This is a genomic window from Chryseobacterium sp. AC417, from assembly GCF_979258215.1.
In genome coordinates, this window is record NZ_OZ409845.1 from 2,553,911 (window position 1) to 2,573,993 (window position 20,083).

The following is a 20,083-nucleotide window of genomic DNA, read 5'->3' on the forward strand; positions in this document are numbered from 1 at the left end:
CAGATATTTTAGATTTTCAACAATGAATTAAAAACTATTAAGAATCATTCAAAATAACAGTATTACGACGTTCAAATGACAAAAAACAGCTTTTTTTATCTGCCTTTCGTTTTATCATCCTTATTTTTGCATGTCAAGTAAAAAAAATCATGAAGAAGATCCAGGATATTCTTATTTCAACCAGAACAACGGCAGTTCTATTGCTGGTTTACGCATTTTCTATGGCGTATGCAACATTCTTAGAAAACGACTATGGAACGCCCACAGCGAAAGCATTAATCTATGAAGCTAAATGGTTTGAGCTAATTATGGTTCTTCTTATTTTAAACTTCATCGGAAACATTGCAAGGTATCGTCTTTGGAAAAGAGAAAAATGGCCGGTTTTGGTTTTCCACCTTTCTTTTATTTTAATTTTTATGGGTGGTGCCATTACGAGATATATCAGTTTTGAAGGTCAAATGGTCATAAGAGAAGGAGAAACTTCCAATGAAATTGTAACTGACAAACATTTCTTTAAAATTCAGATTGAAAATAAAGGCGATATACTGGATTATCAGGATGTTCCTTACCTAATGTCTCCTTTGCACAAAAACTTTAATGCGACCTATGATTTCCATGGAAAAGACATTAAAGTGAAGACGTTAGACTATGTTCAGAGAAAAAAAGACAGCTTAATTGCCGATCCAAACGGAGCAGAATATCTTCATTTAGTTTCTACAGCTGAGACAGGAAGACAAAATATTTATATCAAACCAGGCGAAACAAAATCAATCAACGGAACTTTGGTAACGTTCAACAGAGCTATTGACGGTGCAGTTGAATTCAAAAAAGAAAACGGACAGATTTTAATTAAAACTCCTGTTGATGCCAATTTTATGACGATGGCAACTCAGGCTACCGGAACCACTGTAAAAGATCAGTTCCAGCCTTTGGTTTTGAGAAGTTTATATACCATTAACGAATTAAAACTGGTGGTACCTGAAGGACTCAGAAAAGGTAAATTAATGGCTTTCGAAGGTGACAGAAAGAAAGACCAAAATGTTCCTGACGTAATGACCATCGAACTTCACGGCCCAAAAACAAAACAAATCGTTGATTTATCGGTAGAAAGAGGAAATCCAAACGCTTACAAGCAGGTAACGATAGATGGTCTGAATATTATGGTAGGCTTTGGTCCGAAAATTTACAACACACCTTTTGCTATAAAACTAGATGATTTCGTGATGGAAACGTATCCTGGAAGTTCATCTCCGAGTGCTTACGAAAGTCATGTGAAAATTATAGATGAAGGAAAGCAGACTCCTTATAAAATTTATATGAATAACGTTTTAAATTACAAAGGTTACCGTTTTTTCCAGTCTAGTTTTTCACCGGACAGAATGGGAACCGTTTTATCTGTAAACCATGATTTCTGGGGAACTTTGATTTCTTATATAGGATATGCATTTTTATTCGGAGGAATGTTCGTGATGTTCTTCTGGAAAGGAACGCACTTCTGGAAATTAAATAAGATGCTGAAAGACGTCAACAAAAAAAGAGCAGCAGCGGTTTTATTGTTATTTTTAAGTTTTGGATTCAATGCTCAAAAAATAGAAACTCACGGGACTTCAGACGGAAGCAGAGAGCACGTACATATAGAAGGCGATGGTCACACACATGACCCAGCTCCGCAAGCAAGTCAGCCAGAAAAAAGTATACAGCAGAATTCAATAGCTGCACCTTTGACGAAAATGAAAATGATTTCTCCAGACGAGATCATTGCAAGAAATAAAATCAGTAAAGAACATGCAGATAAATTTGGATACCTTTTGGTTCAGAATTATGAAGGTAGAATTGTTCCGATTAATACGCAGGCTTTAGACGTTTTAAGAAAGCTTTATAAAAAAGATGCTTTCCGAGGAACTGATGGGAAATATCTTACCGCTAATCAATGGTTTTTATCAGTTAATACAGACACACCAAGCTGGACAATGGTTCCGTTGATTAAAATTGATTCAAAAGGAGGAAAAGAGCTTTTGAAAAAAACAAAAGCTGACGAGGATGGTTATACTTCTTTAATGAATCTTTTCCCGGCAGATGCTAATGGTAACCTGACGTACATTTTAGATGAAGATTACAATACGGCCTTCCGTAAAAAACCGGGCGAGCAGTCTGAATACGACAAACAGGTTATTAAAATAAACGAAAAGGTACAGATTTTTAATGAGTTTTTCAGCGGACAGTTTATGAGAATTGTTCCCGTGAAAAACGATCCGAATCATACTTGGCATTCTTGGCTTGACCAAAAAATGGAACCGGATATGGAATCTCAGCAAGTAATGGGACCATATTTCGCAGAAGCTTTACAGGCTGAGAAAACAGGAAACTGGGCTAAAGCAGATACAGAATTAGCAAAACTATCAGAATACCAGCAGAAGTGGGGAAAAAGTGTTGTTCCTTCAGAAAGCAAAGTTAATCTTGAGGTTTTCATGAATGAAGTGAATCTTAATTTTAAGCTTTTAATTTTCTACACAATTGTAGGAAGTTTATTACTAATCTTAGGGTTTGTAGATTTATTTAAGCCTAGAAAAATGTTGAGTAAAATTATCAAAGCGATCATTATTATTGGTTCAATTGGTTATTTCTTTCACTTTTTGGGATTGGTTGCAAGATGGTATATTTCCGGTCACGCACCTTGGAGTAACGGCTATGAAGCAATTATCTTCATTTCCTGGGTCGGAATTTCAGCAGGTTTAGCTTTATACAGAAATTCGAATGCACTTATTCCTGCAGCAGGATTTATGGTTGCTGTAATTATGATGGGCTTTGCTCACGGTGGTTCGTCTCTTGATCCACAGATCACCCCATTGGTTCCTGTTTTGAAATCATATTGGCTGATTGTACACGTTGCCATTATTACCTCGAGTTATGGCTTCTTTGGTTTATCGATGATTATTGCGGTAATTTCACTCGTGTTTTATATCATTTCAGATAAAAATATTTTTAAAATTCATAACGACACAACGTTAAAAGAACTGGCAATTGTTTCTGAAATGTCTTTAACGATAGGTCTTTTTGCTCTTACCGTAGGAAACTTTTTAGGTGGAATCTGGGCCAATGAATCTTGGGGAAGATACTGGAGCTGGGATCCAAAAGAAACCTGGGCATTCATCTCGATTATGGTGTATGCTTTTGTTTTACACATGAGATTGGTTCCTGGCTTGAGAAGCAGATGGGCATTCCACGTTGCAACAATGTTTGCGTTTTGCTCAATGGTGATGACGTATTTTGGGGTCAATTATTACTTAAGCGGACTGCATTCTTACGCAGCAGGTGATCCGGTTCCTGTTCCTGCTTGGGTTTATATAGGCCTGGCTTCAATGCTTATTCTATCTGTGATTTCTTATATCAGATTTTCAGCTTTAAAGAAAAAATAGATATTAATATATAAATTACAAACTCCTGAAAATTAATTTTTCGGGAGTTTTTTATTGTCAAATTTAATAACTCAGAGAAAAACATTATGAAAACTTATCATTCATAATTCAGAACTTATAACTAAAAGCAGAGATCGTTTCTTTGCTTTTTTTATTGAAAAATTCCGGAAAAATAGTTACTAATAATCGTCCAGAAATTTTTCCCAAGAAAATAAATCAGTGTAGAAGTGATAATTCCTTTCACTGTAAAAAAGATAATTCCGCCAATTCCAAATTTCTTCAGCATCTTTTTCCATTTTGATGTTTTCTCTTCCTCAAGTTCTTGCACAGATTTATTGATTTCCATTTCTGAAAGTTTGCAAATTATATCACAAAGGTAAATATATTTAGATTCATTCCAAATAAAAACAAGTTTAAATCATAAAAATTTCACCAGTACCATAATTATTTTTATCTTAGGCAAAACGAAAAGTAACATTTATGTCAAAAAAAATCAAAGATTTTGGAATTGAAAAATCTTTAAAAAATCTCGGAATAAAAGCTGAAAATAAAGGAACTTCTATGGGAGGTAAATTTTTCGCTTCCGGGAAAACTATTGAAAGTTATTCGCCGTCAGACGGAAGATTAATCGGAAAAATAAAGACTGCAGCAGAAAAAGATTACGACAAAGTAATAGAAACTGCACAGCAGGCTTTCAAAGAATTCAGAATGATTCCGGCTCCCAAAAGAGGAGAGTTTGTAAGACAATTGGGTCAGAAATTAAGAGAATATAAAGATGATTTGGGTAAACTCGTTTCTTATGAAATGGGAAAATCTTTGCAGGAAGGTCTTGGTGAAGTTCAGGAAATGATCGACATCTGTGATTTTGCAGTCGGACTTTCAAGACAGCTTCACGGGTACACCATGCATTCAGAAAGACCGGGTCACAGAATGTACGAGCAATATCATCCGTTGGGAATTGTGGGTGTGATTACTGCTTTCAACTTTCCGGTTGCCGTTTGGGCCTGGAACACTGCTTTGGCTTGGATTTGCGGAAACGTTACGATCTGGAAACCGTCAGAAAAAACTCCTTTCTGCGCAATTGCCTGTCAGAATATCATGATGGAAGTTTTAAAAGAAAATAATCTTCCAGAAGGTATTTCAAGCGTTTTGGTAGCAGATCACGAGATCGGACAGTTATTGGTTGATGATAAAAGAGTATCATTAATATCATTTACAGGTTCAACCAAAGTAGGAAGAATGGTTTCTTCTAAAGTGGCTGAAAGATTCGGTAAATCAATCCTGGAATTGGGCGGAAACAATGCAATTATCATTTCTAAAGATGCAGATCTGGATATGTCTATCATCGGAGCGGTCTTTGGAGCGGTGGGAACTGCCGGACAAAGATGTACTTCCACCAGAAGACTGATTATTCATGAAGATGTATATGATGAAGTGAAAAACCGTTTGGTAAAAGCTTACGGACAATTAAAAATAGGAAATCCTTTAGATGAAAATATGCATGTAGGACCGCTTATCGACGTTCATGCAGTGAATCAATACGAATTGGCCATTGAAAACTGTATTCAGGAAGGTGGGAAATTTGTTGTAGAAGGCGGAATTCTAAAAGGCAAAGATTATGAATCAGGATGCTACGTAAAACCTTGTATCGCTGAAGTTGAAAATTCTTTCGAAATCGTACAGCACGAGACTTTTGCACCGATTTTATATTTAATCAAATACAAAACTTTAGAGGAAGCAATCGCAATTCAGAATGATGTTCCTCAGGGATTGTCCTCAGCAATTATGACGCAGAATTTGAGAGAAGCAGAATTATTCCTTTCTCAGGCCGGATCTGATTGTGGAATTGCCAACGTCAACATCGGGACTTCGGGTGCTGAAATTGGCGGAGCTTTTGGTGGTGAAAAAGAAACCGGTGGTGGTAGAGAATCTGGCTCTGATGTTTGGAAATATTATATGAGAAGGCAAACTAACACTATTAATTATACAGCAAGTCTTCCTTTAGCTCAGGGAATTAAATTTGATTTATAAACAACTCTAAGTAAAGTTTGATATTAAAATTAATCATTGCTTATTACCAATTACTCATTTAAAAATATGGAACACACACTAACAAAAATAAATAAAGTAAAAGAAATCGTAGGAAAACACGTTCTGGCAGACGGATTTGACTTTGTAATGGATATTGAAAATTCTCACGGCTCGTGGATTCATGATTCAATTACGGGTAAGAATTATCTGGATATGTTTTCGATGTTCGGTTCTGCTTCTATCGGTTACAATCATCCTTATCTTGTTGAAAGATCCGGATGGTTAGGCAAAATGGCAATCAATAAGCCTACTTTAGCAGACGTATATTCTAAAGAATATGCTCAGTTTTTAGAGACTTTTGAAAGAGTTGTAATGCCGGAAGAATTGCAGTATGCTTTCTTTATTGAAGGAGGAACAATGGGTGTTGAAAATGCAATGAAAGCCTGTTTCGATTGGAAAACAAGAAAGAATTTTGATAAAGGTCTTGATATTGAAGCCGGGATCTGCATCCATTTCAGACAGGCATTTCATGGTAGAAGTGGTTATACTTTGAGTTTGACCAACACTTCAGATCCGAGAAAGTATCAATATTTTCCGATGTTTGAATGGCCGAGAATTCTAAATCCGAAACTCACGTTCCCGATTACTGAAGAAAACCTTGAGGAAACGATTAACAATGAAAGATTAGCATTACTCAACATCGGTGAAGCGATTTTATCACATCCTGACAGAGTTGCCTGCATTATCATTGAGCCGATTCAGGCTGAAGGTGGAGACAATCATTTTAGAGATGAATTTTTCGTTGAATTGAGAAACCTTTGCGATGAACATGAGATTTTATTAATTTTCGACGAAGTACAAACCGGGATCGGAATTACAGGAAAAATGTGGTCTTTTGAACATTTCAGCGTAAGACCGGATATTATTGCATTCGGTAAAAAAACTCAGGTTTGCGGAGTATTGGCAAACAGAGAAAAGTTTGATGAAGTTCCTGACAATGTTTTCAGAGAAAGCTCAAGAATCAATTCTACTTTTGGTGGTAATTTTATTGATATGCTGCGTTTCCAATTGGTAATGGAAGTTATTGAAAATGAGAATTTAGTTGAAAATGCTAAAATCGTTGGTGAATATTTATTAGAAGGTTTACAAAATTTAGCTCAAAAATATCCTGAAAAAATTTCTAATGCAAGAGGAAGAGGATTGATGTGTGCGATTGATTTGCCTTCTCAGGAACAGAGAAATCAACTGAGAGAAATCTTATTTGATGACGGATTAATCATTTTATCATGCGGCGACCAGTCAATCCGTTTCAGACCTCATTTGAATGTAACAAAAGAAGAAATACAGATTGCCATAGATAAAATCGAAAACAATATTAATAAAATTTAAAACTTCAAAATTTGGAATTCTTGAAAAAACGTCCTATATTTAGTTACTCAAAATGTATATTATATGGAACGCAACACAAGAGTATCAGTTTTTGAAAGCGATAAACCTTCAGAAATTCAATTGATCAAGTCTAAGTTAGAAGAAGCGCAGATTACCAATGACGTAGAGAATAGTTATCTTACTTTCACTACAACGCCCACAGCGACTTCGTTGAAGGTGATGGTAAACTTAGAAGATGAGAAGAAAGCATTTGATGTGATTGATGCGTATCTTCAGCAAAACCAGAATCAATAAAAAACAATTTCATAATTTTAAATTTTACTACTTCGAAACCGAAAATTAATACAATTAGTTTTCGGTTTTTTATGTTAAGTTTTAAAAAACCATTTGATAGAATTTGAAAAATAAATCATTTCAAATAAAATTATAAAATAGTTAACTTCAAAATATCATAAAAATCAAACTTATGATTCAGGAAAATAAAACAGAATTCCGAAAGGCTGAAATTTTAGACAAGGAAAGAATTTGGGAAATCATACAGCAGTCAATCGAAAGAAGAAGAATAGACGGCAGTACGCAATGGCAAAACGGTTATCCAAATGAGCAGACAATTGAACATGATATTTCAAAAAACTTTGGATATGTATTAACCGTTGATGATAAAATTGCGGTATATGTTGCATTGATTTTCAATGATGAACCTGCATACAGTACGATTGACGGAGCATGGTTAACCAATGGTGAATTTGTTGTAATTCATAGAGTTGCGGTATCAGAAAGCTTTGCAGGACAAGGTTTAGTGAAAAAACTTTTTGACTGTATTGAAGATTTTGTAAAGTCAGAAAATGTTTCGAGCATTAAAGTTGATACCAATTATGATAACTTGGCAATGCTAAAGATTCTTGAGACCAAAGGCTATATTTATTGTGGCGAAGTATTTCTTGCTGGCGGTATGAGAAAAGCTTTTGAGAAAATATTGATTTAGAAAGACAAAAAGGTTAAATCTGTTTCAATTGATTCTTTTAGAAACTATATATTCATAAACTCTATTGAGTTTGTTCGTTTAGTTCCGAACTAAGTTCTATATTTGCTTAAAATTTTATATGATGAAAAAAAGTATAGAAATTGATGAGAAGATTTTTCAGAATTCTGTAAAGTTTTGCAGCACGATGTTTAATCTTCCTCCATTGGCTTCTAAAATCTATTCCTACCTTATTTTCGATTTTGAAAAGGTAGGAATTACTTTTGATGAATTTGTTGACGTTTTTGCGGCGAGTAAAAGTTCAGTTTCTACCAATATCAAATTGTTGCTTAATGCTCAGCTCATTATTGATGTAAATAAAATTGATGAAAGAAAACGGTATTTTTACACAAATAGCGAATACAAGAAAATTAGATTTGAAAAAATTGTTCAAAAAATGCAGGATGAGCTCAACTTGATAGAAGATCTGCGAAAATTCAGAAAATTCAGGAAAGTAGATGACAAAGATTTTGAAGATAAAATGGAAGTCTACAAATCTCTTTTAAACAAAAACATCGTAAATATTCAGGAATCTCTTAATAAACTATAAAAATGACAAACAAGCTTATACTACTTTCTGTAGCTGCATTTTCTTTGACAGCCTGCAAAAAAGAAGCTCCCGTACAGGATGGTCCAAAAACATATCCCGTAATTTCGGTAGAAAATAAAAATATAGTAGGGTATGATACCTTCCCTGCGAGCATTGAAGGTAGAGTAAACAATGATGTGAGAGCGAAAATATCAGGTTATATCACACAGGTTTTAGTAGACGAAGGACAGTATGTAACAAAAGGTCAGCCTTTATTTCGTCTGGAAACCAATACTTTAAATGAAACTGCGGCAGCAGCGAAAGCAGGAGTTGGCGCAGCTCAATCAAACATTGCAGCAGCTCAGGCAGCAGTAAATGCAGCTCAGGTTGAAGTCAACAAACTGAAACCTTTGGTTGCAAAAAATATCATCAGTAACATTCAGCTTCAGACAGCCCAGGCAAATCTTTCACAGGCTCAGGCTCAGGTTCAGCAGGCGATCGCAGCAAGACAGCAGGCAAATGCCAATTACAAAGGAGCAGCAGCAAACGTTGATTATTCGATTATTCGTGCACCGATTTCTGGTGTAATCGGTAAATTACCTTTAAAAGTAGGAAGCTTAGTCGGTCCAACAGATCAGACGGCTTTAACTACAATTTCAGATACTTCAGAAGTTTTCGCCTATTTTTCAATGAATGAAAAAGAATATTTTGATTTTCTTGAAAAATCTGTCGGATCAACTCTTCCAGAAAAAATCAAAAATCTTCCGATGGTAGAGTTGCAATTGGCCAATGGAAGCTTATATCCTGAAAAAGGAAGAATAGAAACCATTACAGGTTCAATAGATGCTACAACAGGAACTATTCAGTTCAGAGTGGCTTTCAAAAATGCACAGAAACTTTTAAGCAACGGAAACAGCGGAACTATAAGATTTCCTAAAGCTTATGATAATGTTTTAGTCGTTCCTGAAAGCGCAACTTACGAACAACAAGGTATTGTGTATGTTTATAAGGTTGAAAAAGACACTGCCAGAAATACAGTTGTGGAAGTAATCGAAAGAATAGACAATTTAGCTTTGATAAAATCTGGCATCAAAAAAGGTGAAGTAATTATTGCCGCCGGAACCGGAAATATAAAACCAGGTACAGCCGTAAAGCCTAAAAAAATCAGCATGGATAGTTTAGTACAATCAGTAAAACCGAAATTCTAATGATAAAGAACTTTATTAACAGACCGGTTTTATCGACCGTAATCTCCATAATGATCCTTATTCTTGGGGTTTTGGGGCTTACAGCACTTCCGGTTACTCAATATCCGGACATTGCACCTGCAACGGTGAGTGTAAGAGCGAATTACTCTGGAGCCAACGCTGAAACCGTAATGAAGAGTGTCGTTATTCCTCTGGAAGAACAGATCAACGGGGTAGAAGGGATGGATTATATTACCTCCTCAGCTGGTAATGATGGTTCGGCTCAGATTCAGGTTTTCTTTAAACAGGGCGTTGATGCAGATATTGCAGCCGTAAACGTTCAGAATAGAGTTTCAAGAGCAAGTCCGTTGCTTCCGAGTGAAGTTACCCGTGCAGGAGTCGTAACGCAGAAACAGCAGACCAGTGCGTTGATGTATTTATCTTTTTATTCTGAAAACAAAAATATTGACGACGTTTATCTTCAGAACTTTTTGAATATCAATGTTATCCCAAATCTTCAGAGAATTAATGGAGTAGGTGAAGCCAATGTTTTTGGGGGTAAAAACTATTCCATGAGAGTTTGGCTGGATCCTGCTAAACTGGCAGCTTATGGAATTACTCCCACTGAAGTTACAGCCGCCATTAATGATCAGAGTAGAGAAGCTGCTGCTGGTTCTTTAGGACAGAACAGCGGAAGTTCTTTCGAATATATTATTAAATATGTCGGAAAATTCAGTGAGAAAGAGCAGTATGATGATATCATTATTAAATCTCTTCCGGACGGACAGAATTTAATGCTGAAAGATGTCGCAAAAGTCGAGTTAGGAGGTCTTTCTTATTTTGGAGTTGGTGAAAACGGAGATAATCCATCGATCAGTATGGGGGTTTTTCAAACTCCCGGATCGAATGCTCAGGAGATTATTGAAAACATAAAGACACAGCTTAAAGAAAATGAAAGTTCATACCCTGAAGGTGTAAAATATACATTTAACTTTGATACCAACGAATTTTTGGACGCATCCATCGAAAAAGTAATTCATACTTTGATTGAAGCGTTTATATTGGTTTTTATTGTAGTGTATATCTTCTTACAGGATTTCAGATCAACCTTGATTCCTGCAATTGCGGTTCCTGTTTCTATTGTGGGTACTTTCTTTTTCCTAAATCTATTTGGATATTCATTAAACCTTTTAACACTTTTTGCATTGGTACTGGCAATTGGTATTGTGGTAGATGATGCAATCGTCGTCGTTGAAGCTGTACATGCCAAGATGGAAAACGGAATTTCAGATGCTAAAAAAGCAACTGTTGAAGCAATGGATGAGATCACGGGCGCAATTATCTCTATTACTTTGGTAATGGCGGCGGTATTTATTCCCGTAACTTTTATTACAGGTCCGACAGGAGTATTTTATCAGCAGTTTGGGATTACATTAATTATTGCGATCATCATTTCTGCGGTGAATGCATTAACGTTGAGTCCTGTTTTATGTTCATTATTCTTAAAACCACATGAAGATCATCACCAGGATTATAAGAACAAAAATTTTATTCAGAAATTCTTTTATAAATTCAATATCGGCTTCAAAACAGCAACAGACAGATATGGTAGAGGGTTTAATTTCTTGATTAAACATAAATGGGTGACTTTAGTAATTCTGATTGTCACGGGAGGAATCATCTATTGGGCAAACGGAAGTATGAAGAAAGGTTTTGTACCTACAGAAGATAGAGGTATCATCTTTACGGATGTACAGCTTCCGCCGGGAGCGTCAATGGAAAGAACGTACAATGTTCTTAAAACTTTGCAGAAAGACGCACTGAAAATCCCCGGAATTCAGAATGTGACCATTTCTACAGGTAGAGGATTATTATCTGGTAATGGAAGTAATAACGGACTTGCTTTTGTTAAATTAAAACCTTTTGACGATAGAAAAGGGGATGGCTTATCATCAGAAGAAATTACCAAAAGATTATTTGGTCTTGCTGGAAAAGTTCCGGATGCCAAAGTTGTATTCTTCCAGCCGCCAAGTGTACCGGGATTTGGTAACAGTGCAGGTTTTGAGATGGTACTTTTGGATAAATCGGGAGGAGATTTTGCTCAGCTTGATGCAAAAACCAATGAATTTATTGGGAACCTGATGCAGCGACCGGAAATTGAATTCGCTCAGACTTCATTCAATACAAAATATCCGCAGTACATGATGGAAATCAATGTTCCGTTGGCAAAACAAAAAGGTGTCTCTGTGAACGATATTTTGGCAACGATGCAGGGATATATCGGTGGAATTTATGGTGCTGATTTTACAAAGTACGGAAAGCAGTTCAGAGTAATGATACAGTCACTACCGGAAGACAGAGCGAGTGCAGAAAATCTAAATCAATACTACGTTAAAACAAGTTCAGGAGAAATGTCACCCATTTCACAATTTGTGACATTAACGAAAACATATGGTCCTCAATCTGTAGGTCGTTACAACTTATTTACTTCAGTGAAAATTACCGGAGCCAACAAAGCAGGCTTCAGTTCGGGTGATGCGATCACTGCTGTACAGCAAGTGGCAAAAGAAACACTGGATCAGAATTATGACGTTGAATTTACAGGTCTTACCAGAGAGGAGTTGAGTTCAGGATCTCAGACTTTAATGATTTTCGCTTTGAGTTTGGTGTTCGTTTATTTCATTCTTTCTGCTCAGTACGAAAGTTACATTCTGCCTTTAGTGGTAGTTATTTCACTTCCTTTGGGAGTGATGGGAGCTTATTTCGGACAGAAAATAATGGGACTTGAGAATAATATCTACTTCCAGATTGCATTAATTATGTTGGTAGGTTTATTGGCTAAAAATGCGATTCTAATTATCGAATTTGCTGTCCAGAGAAGACATCACGGTGAAACCATTGTAGAATCTGCCATCAACGCAGCCAAGGCCAGATTGCGACCGATTTTGATGACTTCATTAGCCTTTATTTTCGGTTTATTACCTTTAGTTTTAGCCAGCGGAATTGGTGCAGTAGGTAACAGATCAATTGCGACAGGTGCTTCAATCGGATTATTGATAGGTACCATCTTAGGAGTATTTGTAATTCCTGTTTTGTATGTGGTTTTCCAGACTTTGCAAGAGAAAATAAAACCGATCAAACCAAAAGACATCAATTTAGCTGAATAAGAAATTAAAATAATGAGAAAATTATCAATAATAAAAGGAACGGCTTTTTCAGTACTTACCGCAGTTGTGATCTCATCGTGCCACGTAAGAAAAGAGTACGAAAGACCCACAACAGTTGTAGATGAAAAATTGTTCCGAACCGATATGCTTCCTCAAGATAGCATCAGCACGGCAAATGTTTCCTGGAGAGAAATATTTACCGATCCTATTCTTCAGAAACATATTTCTAAAGCTTTAGAAAATAATTTAGACATAAGAATTGCATTGCAGAATATTAATTCTGCAGAAGCCTATTTAAGACAGAGTAAAGCTGCCTATCAACCGACTTTAACGGTGGGACCGGGTTACACTTTTCAGACTCAGTCATTAAATACGCAATTCGGACAGATCATTGGGGAAAGAAGATATGTCAATCAGTTTGATATTACCGGGAGTATTGCCTGGGAAGCCGATTTGTGGGGAAAATTAAAATCTCAGGAAAAAGCTCAGCTGGCAAATTACCTGGGAAATGTAGCTGCTCATCATGCGGTAAAAAGTGATTTGGTATCTTCTATTGCTTCAAGTTATTATCAGTTATTAACTTTAGATGATCAAAAAAAGATCATTCAGGAAACGATAAAAATCCGTGAAAATAATCTTGAAACCACAAAGGCTTTAAAGGTTGCCGGAATTCTGACAGAAGTTGCAGTACAACAAAGTGAGGCGTTGGTTTACAATGCACAGTCTTTACTCATTGATATCGATACACAGATTCAGCAGTTAGAAAATACAATGAGTCTTCTAATGGGTGAGCCATCTCAAGCAATTGAGAGATCAACTTTAGACAGTCAAAAACTTCCTGAAAACTTTGCTTTAGGGTATCCTGCAAACTTACTGGCCAACCGACCGGACGTGATGCAGGCCGAATTTAATCTGATGAATGCCTTTGAACTGACAAATTCAGCGAAAGCACAATTCTACCCAACTCTAAGGCTTACTGGCAGCAGCGGAGTACAATCTGTGGATATCGATCACCTTTTCAGTGTTAATTCCCTATTTGCCAGTGTAGTTGGAGGATTGGCTCAACCTATCTTAAACAGAAGACAGATCAAAACCAATTATGAGGTAAGTTTAGCGAATAAAGAAACGGCTTATTTAAACTTTAGAAAAACCGTTCTTACTGCAGGAAAAGAAGTTTCTGACGCAATCAGAGTATTTTCTGTTCAGGATTCTTTCATTGATTTAAAAACAAAAGAATTGAATGCCTACAAAAACTCTGTAGAATACTCTCAGGAATTGGTGAATTACGGTATGGCAAACTATCTTGAGGTGTTGAATGCCAATGTAAATTCATTGAACGCGGAACTGAATATTTCTAATGCACAATACAGTAAAATGAAAGCGGCAGTAGATTTATACAGAGCTTTAGGTGGAGGTTGGAAATAATTCAGCTATCATAAATTATTAAGCGTATGCCATAACAGGATACGCTTTTTGTGTTTTTCTAAGCGATTTTTACCAATGGATGATAATTATTCATATAATAATTATTCTTCTTAAATAAAATTTAACAAAATATTTGCAATTATGGTTTAATTACTTACTTTTGTACCGCTTCGTGTGAAAAGCACTAAGATTAAGGGGAATTAGCTCATCTGGCTAGAGCGTTAGACTGGCAGTCTAAAGGTGGTGGGTTCGATCCCCATATTCTCCACAAAAACAAAACTTTATCAAACCATATAAAAAGCTATGAAGAAACTTTTTTTACTTTTAGTGACAACTTTTTTATTAATTGGATGTACTGCTGATGACGAAACAATTTACGATTACATCGGAACTTGGTCCGGAACTTACAGCGGAAATGATAAAGGATCATGGAATTTTGTAGTAGCAAGCGATGGTAAGGTAACAGGAACAATGCATTCTGATGATAATAATGAAAATTATAATATCTCAGGGCGTTTAGACGCTTCCGGACAACTTACTGCAGACTTGGGCTTGCCTGCAGACGGTCAATTTTTAGGAACCTTAGCTCGTGATAAAAAAGGAAGCGGAAACTGGACCAACGCAGTACCGACTCCACCAAGAAGTGGCGCTTGGATCGGAGAAAAAAATAAATAATATTTTAAATTATAAAATCTAAAAACCTGTAAGCTTTCGTTTACAGGTTTTTTTTGCTTTCTAAACAAATCCCATTTGGATAATTTTACGGTCTTTCTTTAAAACTACAAAATGAATCTGCACTTCCTCAATAAATTGTTTTTGAAATACATATTCGTTCAGCGTTTTTTCTACGGATATAGTTTCACTTAAATGATTTGACTGATATTCCTCAAAATCAATATATAAAGTCTCTAAGGTTATTTCATCAACATTGATGCTTTTATCCAAAACCAAACTGTAATCCCACAAACCGGTAGAAATAGACACAGCATTTTCAAGATTTTGAATAGTTCCAAATTGAAAATTTTTCAGCATCTGTTTTCCTGGTTCAGAAATTATTCCATTCTTTACAGTTCTTTTTCCTTTTTCTGAAATTAGATCCAAATCTTTAATTTCAGTCATCAGCTTGGCAAACTTCTGATAGAGTAGGGCATCGTCACATTCTTTAATATAAATCTCCAGACATTGTCTGATAATTTTTCCGATTTTAGAGCAATGACCAAATTCTGAACTGTTTTGACGAACTTTTTCATAAGACGGACTTTTCTTAAAAGCATTTTTATTAAACCCACTCTTTTTACGAACGACATTTTTGCCATTCAGATTATAAAAAACTAAATCCCCTACAGTTCCGTTAAGTTTTATGAAGCTTTCGTACGTTGCCATTTATATAAATAAATTTCAAATATACTAATAATTTTATAGATTTATAATTTTAACATATAATTATTGTATAGTTGTAGTATAGTTATTACATAATTAAAATTTATTATTTATATTTGCTCTATTAATTACAGGGTTAATAAAATCTACAGGAATGAGTCCCAAATCAGTAAAATACAGATCGGTTTTAAAGCAAACTGCAATTTTGATAATTTCGACTTTAATTGTATCGTGTGGAAGTTCAAAAAATGTAACAAACTCAAAGAATTCATCTGCGAAAGCAGTTTCAAAACCAGAAAATCTGAGGAAATTGGACTCTAAGTTTGACGGCAAAATTTCTGGCTCAATGAAAAGTATTTTAAAAGATGCTGAAAATTATCTGGGATCACCTTATAAATTCGGAGGAAATACTTCTTCCGGTTTTGACTGTTCAGGATTAACAACAAAAGTATTTGATGAAAATGGTTTAAAACTGCCAAGACGATCAGCTGACCAAGCCAATACAGGTAATAATATTAATATAAAAGATGCTAAACCGGGTGATCTTTTATTTTTTGCAACAGCTGGTGGAAGCAAAGTTTCTCATGTAGGAATTGTTCATACCATTGAAAATAATGGCGAAGTAAAATTCATTCACGCTTCCACATCAAAAGGTGTTATCATTTCATCACTCAACGAAAAATACTGGAACAAAACTTACCTTCATGCCCAGAGAGTTTTGTAATTAAATTCATTCTATTTTAAAATAAATTTGCTTTCAGAATTGCAACTTTCAAAGGCTTTTGCTCAACTTTTTGTATATTTGAAAACATATTTATTAAACTGATTTAAACTAAAAAAATGTCGTTACAACAAACTATTGAAAATATCTGGGATCATAGAGAATTATTACAAAACGAAGACAGCAAAGCAACTATCAGAGAAGTTATTTCTCTTTTAGATTCAGGCAAACTTCGTGTTGCTGAACCTACAGAAAACGGATGGCAGGTAAATGAATGGGTAAAAAAAGCAGTAGTAATGTACTTCCCGATCCAGAAAATGGAAACTATTGAAGTAGGCCCTTTTGAGTTTCATGATAAAATGCCGTTGAAAAGAAATTATGCTGAAAAAGGGGTAAGAGTTGTTCCTCATGCTGTTGCTAGAGAAGGTTCTTTCATCGCATCTGGCGTTATTTTGATGCCTTCTTATGTAAACATTGGTGCTTATGTAGATTCAGGAACGATGGTTGACACTTGGGCAACTGTTGGAAGTTGTGCACAGATTGGTAAAAACGTTCACTTAAGCGGTGGTGTAGGAATTGGTGGTGTTTTAGAACCTCTTCAGGCAGCCCCGGTTATCATTGAAGATGATTGTTTTATTGGTTCAAGATGTATCGTTGTAGAAGGTGTTCACGTTGAAAAAGAAGCAGTTTTGGGAGCAAATGTCGTATTAACAGCATCAACTAAAATTATTGACGTTACCGGTGAAACTCCTATCGAAATAAAAGGTAGAGTTCCTGCACGTTCTGTTGTAATTCCTGGAAGTTATACAAAACAATATCCGGCAGGAGAATTTCAGGTTCCTTGTGCTTTGATCATTGGTCAGAGAAAAGAATCTACAGATAAAAAGACATCATTGAATGATGCTTTGAGAGAGAATAATGTTGCGGTTTAAATTGTAATAATGGCAATTCCAAAAAATATATTTCAAACATTTAAAACCTCTGATCTTCCTTGGATCACGAGGTTTTATATTGGGAGAATGAAAAAGAAAAACCCCGAGTGGATTTATCATTTTTATGATGATGAAAAAATCCTGGAGTTTTTTGAAAAAGAATACAGTCCAGAATATTTAAGAGCCTATAAAAGCTTGACCATTGGTGCTGCCAAAGCAGATTTTTTCCGATATGCTGTTTTATATAAATATGGGGGAATATACATAGATATAGATTCCTATGTAAAAACTCCGTTTGATAATTTCTTAAGACATGATGATACCGCTGTAATAAGCCATGAAGGTAATCCTGGATTATATTGTCAATGGGCGCTTATATCAGATAAAAATCACCCTTTTTTAAAACTAACATTAGAGAAAGTTGTTGATAATATTAACACACACAGATATCCAAACGACGTGCACAGTACTACGGGACCACGAGTTTTTACAGAAGCCATAAATGAGGTTTTAAAACAGGATCCCAATACACCTTACCGTCTTTTAGGAACAGATTTTAAAGGGCATCTTAAATTTAAGTATAAACTGGGACGAATTTTTCTTTATGGAAAAAAATCTGAACACTGGAAGAAAAAACAGCATTCTCAGGATATCATTAAGCCCAGTGAAGAGTCATGAAGATAGCATTTGATGCAAAGCGTTTCTTTCACAATACTTCGGGTTTAGGAAATTACTCGAGAGATTTGGTGAGAATTTTATCACAATATTTTCCGGAAAACGAATATCTTCTTGTTAATAAAAATAAATCTGATCGAGGAAAAGAAATTCTGGAACAAAATAATGTTCATTTTATAGGATCTTCAAAAGGAAAATTCTCACGTCAGTTTAAAATGGGAAAAGATGCGCAATCGCAAAATGCCGATATTTTTCACGGATTATCTGGCGAATTACCTTTAAAATGGGACAAAACTCCCATCAAAAAAGTGGTGACCATTCATGATTTGATTTTCATGCGTTATCCACAATATTATTCTTTCTTTGACCGCAAAATTCACTTTTGGAAGTTTAAAAAAGCAGCTGAAACGGCTGATAAAATTATTGCCATTTCAGAACAGACCAAGCAGGATATCATTCATTATTTAAAAGTTCCTGAAAACAAAATTGAAGTCATTTATCAAGGTTGCCATCATACATTTAAAGATAAACAATCACAGGAATTCATTCAAAAAACCAAAAAAAAATTCAATTTACCAGAAAGATTTATCCTGAATGTAGGAACAATTGAAGAGCGTAAAAACCTTTTAAACATTGTAAAAGCAATTGATAAAACCGAGATTCCTTTAGTTGTAGTTGGAAGAAAAACAAAATATTTCAAGAAAATTCAGGATCTCATCCAAAAAAATAAAATGGAAAAACAAGTTCATTTTTTAGAAGGGGTTTCTATGGATGAATTGGCAGCGATTTACAAGCTTGCCGATATTTTTGTCTACCCAAGCTTTTTTGAAGGCTTTGGAATTCCGGTAATTGAGGCATTATTCTCAAAAACTGTAACGATTACAAGTAACACAAGTTGTCTTTCTGAAGCAGGTGGTGCTGATTCTGTTTACATCGATCCTAAAAGTTATTTAGATTTACAGTCAAAAATAAAATTTCTCTGGGAAAGCGAATCAGAAAGAAAACGACGTTCTGATAAGGGTTTTGAGTTCGTTCAGAAGTTTAATGATGTATCAATTGCTCATAAACTCATTAATTTTTATCAAAAATTATTCTGAATTATTCAGAAATTATTTGGCAGTTTAAAAATTAGCCCTACATTTGTCACACAATATTTCAAAAATGAAACCGAATTTTTTAACACTTCATCATTATCATCATCTCTGCTAAGACGGAATTGATTGATATTTGTGTTAAAATAATATTATAAAAATTAAACCGTCTGAGTATACAGACGGTTTTTTTGTTTCCAGATTTCTCTTCAGAAATTTTACAATGATTCCAGTTAATACTCAGACACAACAAAAGTGAAATGAGTACAATAAAAATTGCAATTCAAAAAAGCGGTCGATTGTATGAAGAATCTCTGCAGCTTCTGAAAGATTGCGGGATTTCTATCAACAACGGAAAAGACCAGCTGAAAATATCGGTAGACAATTTTCCCATGGAAATTATGTTCCTCAGAAATTCCGATATCCCTCAGTATCTGGAAGATGGAGTGGTCGATATTGCCATAGTGGGTGAAAATCTTTTGGCAGAAAAGAAAAAAAACATTTCAGTAATCCACAAACTTGGTTTTTCCAAATGCCGGGTTTCTCTGGCTGTTCCAAAAGATGTCAATACAGATCAGCTGGAATATTTTCAAGGTAAAAAAATAGCAACTTCTTATCCGAATACTTTAAAAGATTTTTTAGATAAAAATAAAGTCTCTGCAGAAATTCATGTGATTTCGGGTTCTGTAGAAATTGCCCCCAATATCGGATTGGCAGATGGAATTTGTGATATTGTGAGTTCAGGAAGCACGCTGTTTAAAAATGGTTTAAGAGAAACATTAACGATTCTTAAATCTGAAGCTGTTCTTGCCAAAAATCCAGAGCTGAACAATGAAAAGGAAGTCATTCTCGAAAAATTTCTATTCAGAATTAAAGCTGTTTTGAAAGCTAAAAACTCCAAATATATTTTGATGAATGTTCCTAATGAAAAGATTAAAGCTGTTACAAATGTACTTCCGGTTTTAAAAAGCCCTACGGTCATTCCTTTAGCTGAAGAAGGTTGGAGCAGTCTTCATTCAGTGATTGATGAAGAACGTTTTTGGGAAGTAATTGATGAATTGAGAGAAAACGGTGCACAGGATATACTCATAATTCCAATTGATAAAATGGTTATTTAAG

The 20,083-nt window shown here is 35.2% G+C and carries 17 protein-coding genes and 1 tRNA gene; 16 read left to right on the plus strand and 2 right to left on the minus strand.

The features are described from left to right. The first annotated feature begins 149 nt into the window (after nucleotides 1–149). Nucleotides 150–3,416, plus strand: coding sequence for a cytochrome c biogenesis protein (locus ACZZ9T_RS12165; protein WP_463442306.1), 3,267 nt, complete (start codon nucleotides 150–152; stop codon nucleotides 3,414–3,416). Between the two features lie 151 nt (nucleotides 3,417–3,567). Here the strand turns inward: ACZZ9T_RS12165 and ACZZ9T_RS12170 are convergent, their stop codons facing one another. Beyond that, nucleotides 3,568–3,762 carry a hypothetical protein gene (locus tag ACZZ9T_RS12170; protein ID WP_463442307.1) on the minus strand — a complete coding sequence of 65 codons (195 nt, stop codon included), beginning with the start codon at nucleotides 3,760–3,762 and terminating at the stop codon, nucleotides 3,568–3,570. 134 nt (nucleotides 3,763–3,896) lie between these two features. On the opposite strand from ACZZ9T_RS12170, the gene amaB reads away from it, so the two are divergent. From amaB to ACZZ9T_RS12220, 10 genes are all read left to right on the plus strand, one after another. Further along, the gene (gene amaB / locus ACZZ9T_RS12175) at nucleotides 3,897–5,447 is read left to right on the plus strand and encodes an L-piperidine-6-carboxylate dehydrogenase (protein ID WP_463442308.1); all 1,551 of its coding nucleotides are present in this window, start codon (nucleotides 3,897–3,899) and stop codon (nucleotides 5,445–5,447) included. A 66-nt stretch (nucleotides 5,448–5,513) separates the two neighbouring features. After that, nucleotides 5,514–6,836, plus strand: coding sequence for an L-lysine 6-transaminase (lat, locus tag ACZZ9T_RS12180; RefSeq protein ID WP_463442309.1), 1,323 nt, complete (start codon nucleotides 5,514–5,516; stop codon nucleotides 6,834–6,836). 63 nt (nucleotides 6,837–6,899) lie between these two features. Next, a complete protein-coding gene (locus ACZZ9T_RS12185; protein WP_463432497.1) occupies nucleotides 6,900–7,130 on the plus strand; it encodes a DUF2007 domain-containing protein in 231 nt (76 codons plus the stop codon). 172 nt (nucleotides 7,131–7,302) lie between these two features. After that, entirely contained in the window at nucleotides 7,303–7,821 is a 519-nt protein-coding gene (locus ACZZ9T_RS12190; RefSeq protein ID WP_463442310.1) for a GNAT family N-acetyltransferase, read from the plus strand. A 121-nt stretch (nucleotides 7,822–7,942) separates the two neighbouring features. Beyond that, nucleotides 7,943–8,407 (plus strand): transcriptional regulator, encoded by a 465-nt coding sequence (locus tag ACZZ9T_RS12195; protein ID WP_463442311.1) that lies wholly within the window; start codon nucleotides 7,943–7,945, stop codon nucleotides 8,405–8,407. Between the two features lie 2 nt (nucleotides 8,408–8,409). Beyond that, on the plus strand, nucleotides 8,410–9,594 hold the full coding sequence (locus ACZZ9T_RS12200) for an efflux RND transporter periplasmic adaptor subunit (RefSeq protein WP_463432500.1): 1,185 nt from the start codon (nucleotides 8,410–8,412) through the stop codon (nucleotides 9,592–9,594). Next, nucleotides 9,594–12,740: an efflux RND transporter permease subunit gene (locus tag ACZZ9T_RS12205; RefSeq protein ID WP_463442312.1), complete on the plus strand. Its 3,147-nt coding sequence runs from the start codon at nucleotides 9,594–9,596 to the stop codon at nucleotides 12,738–12,740. Before ACZZ9T_RS12200 ends, ACZZ9T_RS12205 begins: the two co-directional genes overlap by 1 nt. Before the next feature lie 12 nt (nucleotides 12,741–12,752). Then, nucleotides 12,753–14,165 carry an efflux transporter outer membrane subunit gene (locus tag ACZZ9T_RS12210; protein ID WP_463442313.1) on the plus strand — a complete coding sequence of 471 codons (1,413 nt, stop codon included), beginning with the start codon at nucleotides 12,753–12,755 and terminating at the stop codon, nucleotides 14,163–14,165. Between the two features lie 194 nt (nucleotides 14,166–14,359). Next, nucleotides 14,360–14,433, plus strand: a tRNA-Ala gene (locus ACZZ9T_RS12215). Between the two features lie 35 nt (nucleotides 14,434–14,468). Continuing rightward, nucleotides 14,469–14,840, plus strand: coding sequence for a hypothetical protein (locus ACZZ9T_RS12220; RefSeq protein WP_463442314.1), 372 nt, complete (start codon nucleotides 14,469–14,471; stop codon nucleotides 14,838–14,840). A 60-nt stretch (nucleotides 14,841–14,900) separates the two neighbouring features. Here the strand turns inward: ACZZ9T_RS12220 and ACZZ9T_RS12225 are convergent, their stop codons facing one another. Further along, entirely contained in the window at nucleotides 14,901–15,548 is a 648-nt protein-coding gene (locus ACZZ9T_RS12225; RefSeq protein ID WP_463442315.1) for a hypothetical protein, read from the minus strand. A gap of 151 nt (nucleotides 15,549–15,699) precedes the next feature. Here ACZZ9T_RS12225 and ACZZ9T_RS12230 point away from each other — a divergent pair, with 151 nt between their 5' ends. The 5 genes from ACZZ9T_RS12230 to hisG all read left to right on the plus strand — a co-directional run bounded on the left by ACZZ9T_RS12230 (nucleotide 15,700) and on the right by hisG (nucleotide 20,082). Next, a complete protein-coding gene (locus tag ACZZ9T_RS12230; RefSeq protein ID WP_463442316.1) occupies nucleotides 15,700–16,269 on the plus strand; it encodes a C40 family peptidase in 570 nt (189 codons plus the stop codon). A 116-nt stretch (nucleotides 16,270–16,385) separates the two neighbouring features. Then, on the plus strand, nucleotides 16,386–17,198 hold the full coding sequence (locus ACZZ9T_RS12235; protein WP_463442317.1) for a 2,3,4,5-tetrahydropyridine-2,6-dicarboxylate N-succinyltransferase: 813 nt from the start codon (nucleotides 16,386–16,388) through the stop codon (nucleotides 17,196–17,198). A gap of 9 nt (nucleotides 17,199–17,207) precedes the next feature. Next, nucleotides 17,208–17,876, plus strand: a complete 669-nt coding sequence (locus tag ACZZ9T_RS12240) for a glycosyltransferase family 32 protein (protein WP_463442318.1) — start codon at nucleotides 17,208–17,210, stop codon at nucleotides 17,874–17,876. After that, a complete protein-coding gene (locus ACZZ9T_RS12245) occupies nucleotides 17,873–18,970 on the plus strand; it encodes a glycosyltransferase family 4 protein (protein WP_463442319.1) in 1,098 nt (365 codons plus the stop codon). The genes ACZZ9T_RS12240 and ACZZ9T_RS12245 overlap by 4 nt, the downstream gene beginning before the upstream one ends. A 254-nt stretch (nucleotides 18,971–19,224) precedes the next feature. Beyond that, nucleotides 19,225–20,082 carry an ATP phosphoribosyltransferase gene (gene hisG, locus ACZZ9T_RS12250; protein ID WP_463442320.1) on the plus strand — a complete coding sequence of 286 codons (858 nt, stop codon included), beginning with the start codon at nucleotides 19,225–19,227 and terminating at the stop codon, nucleotides 20,080–20,082. Nucleotide 20,083: the final 1 nt, after the last annotated feature.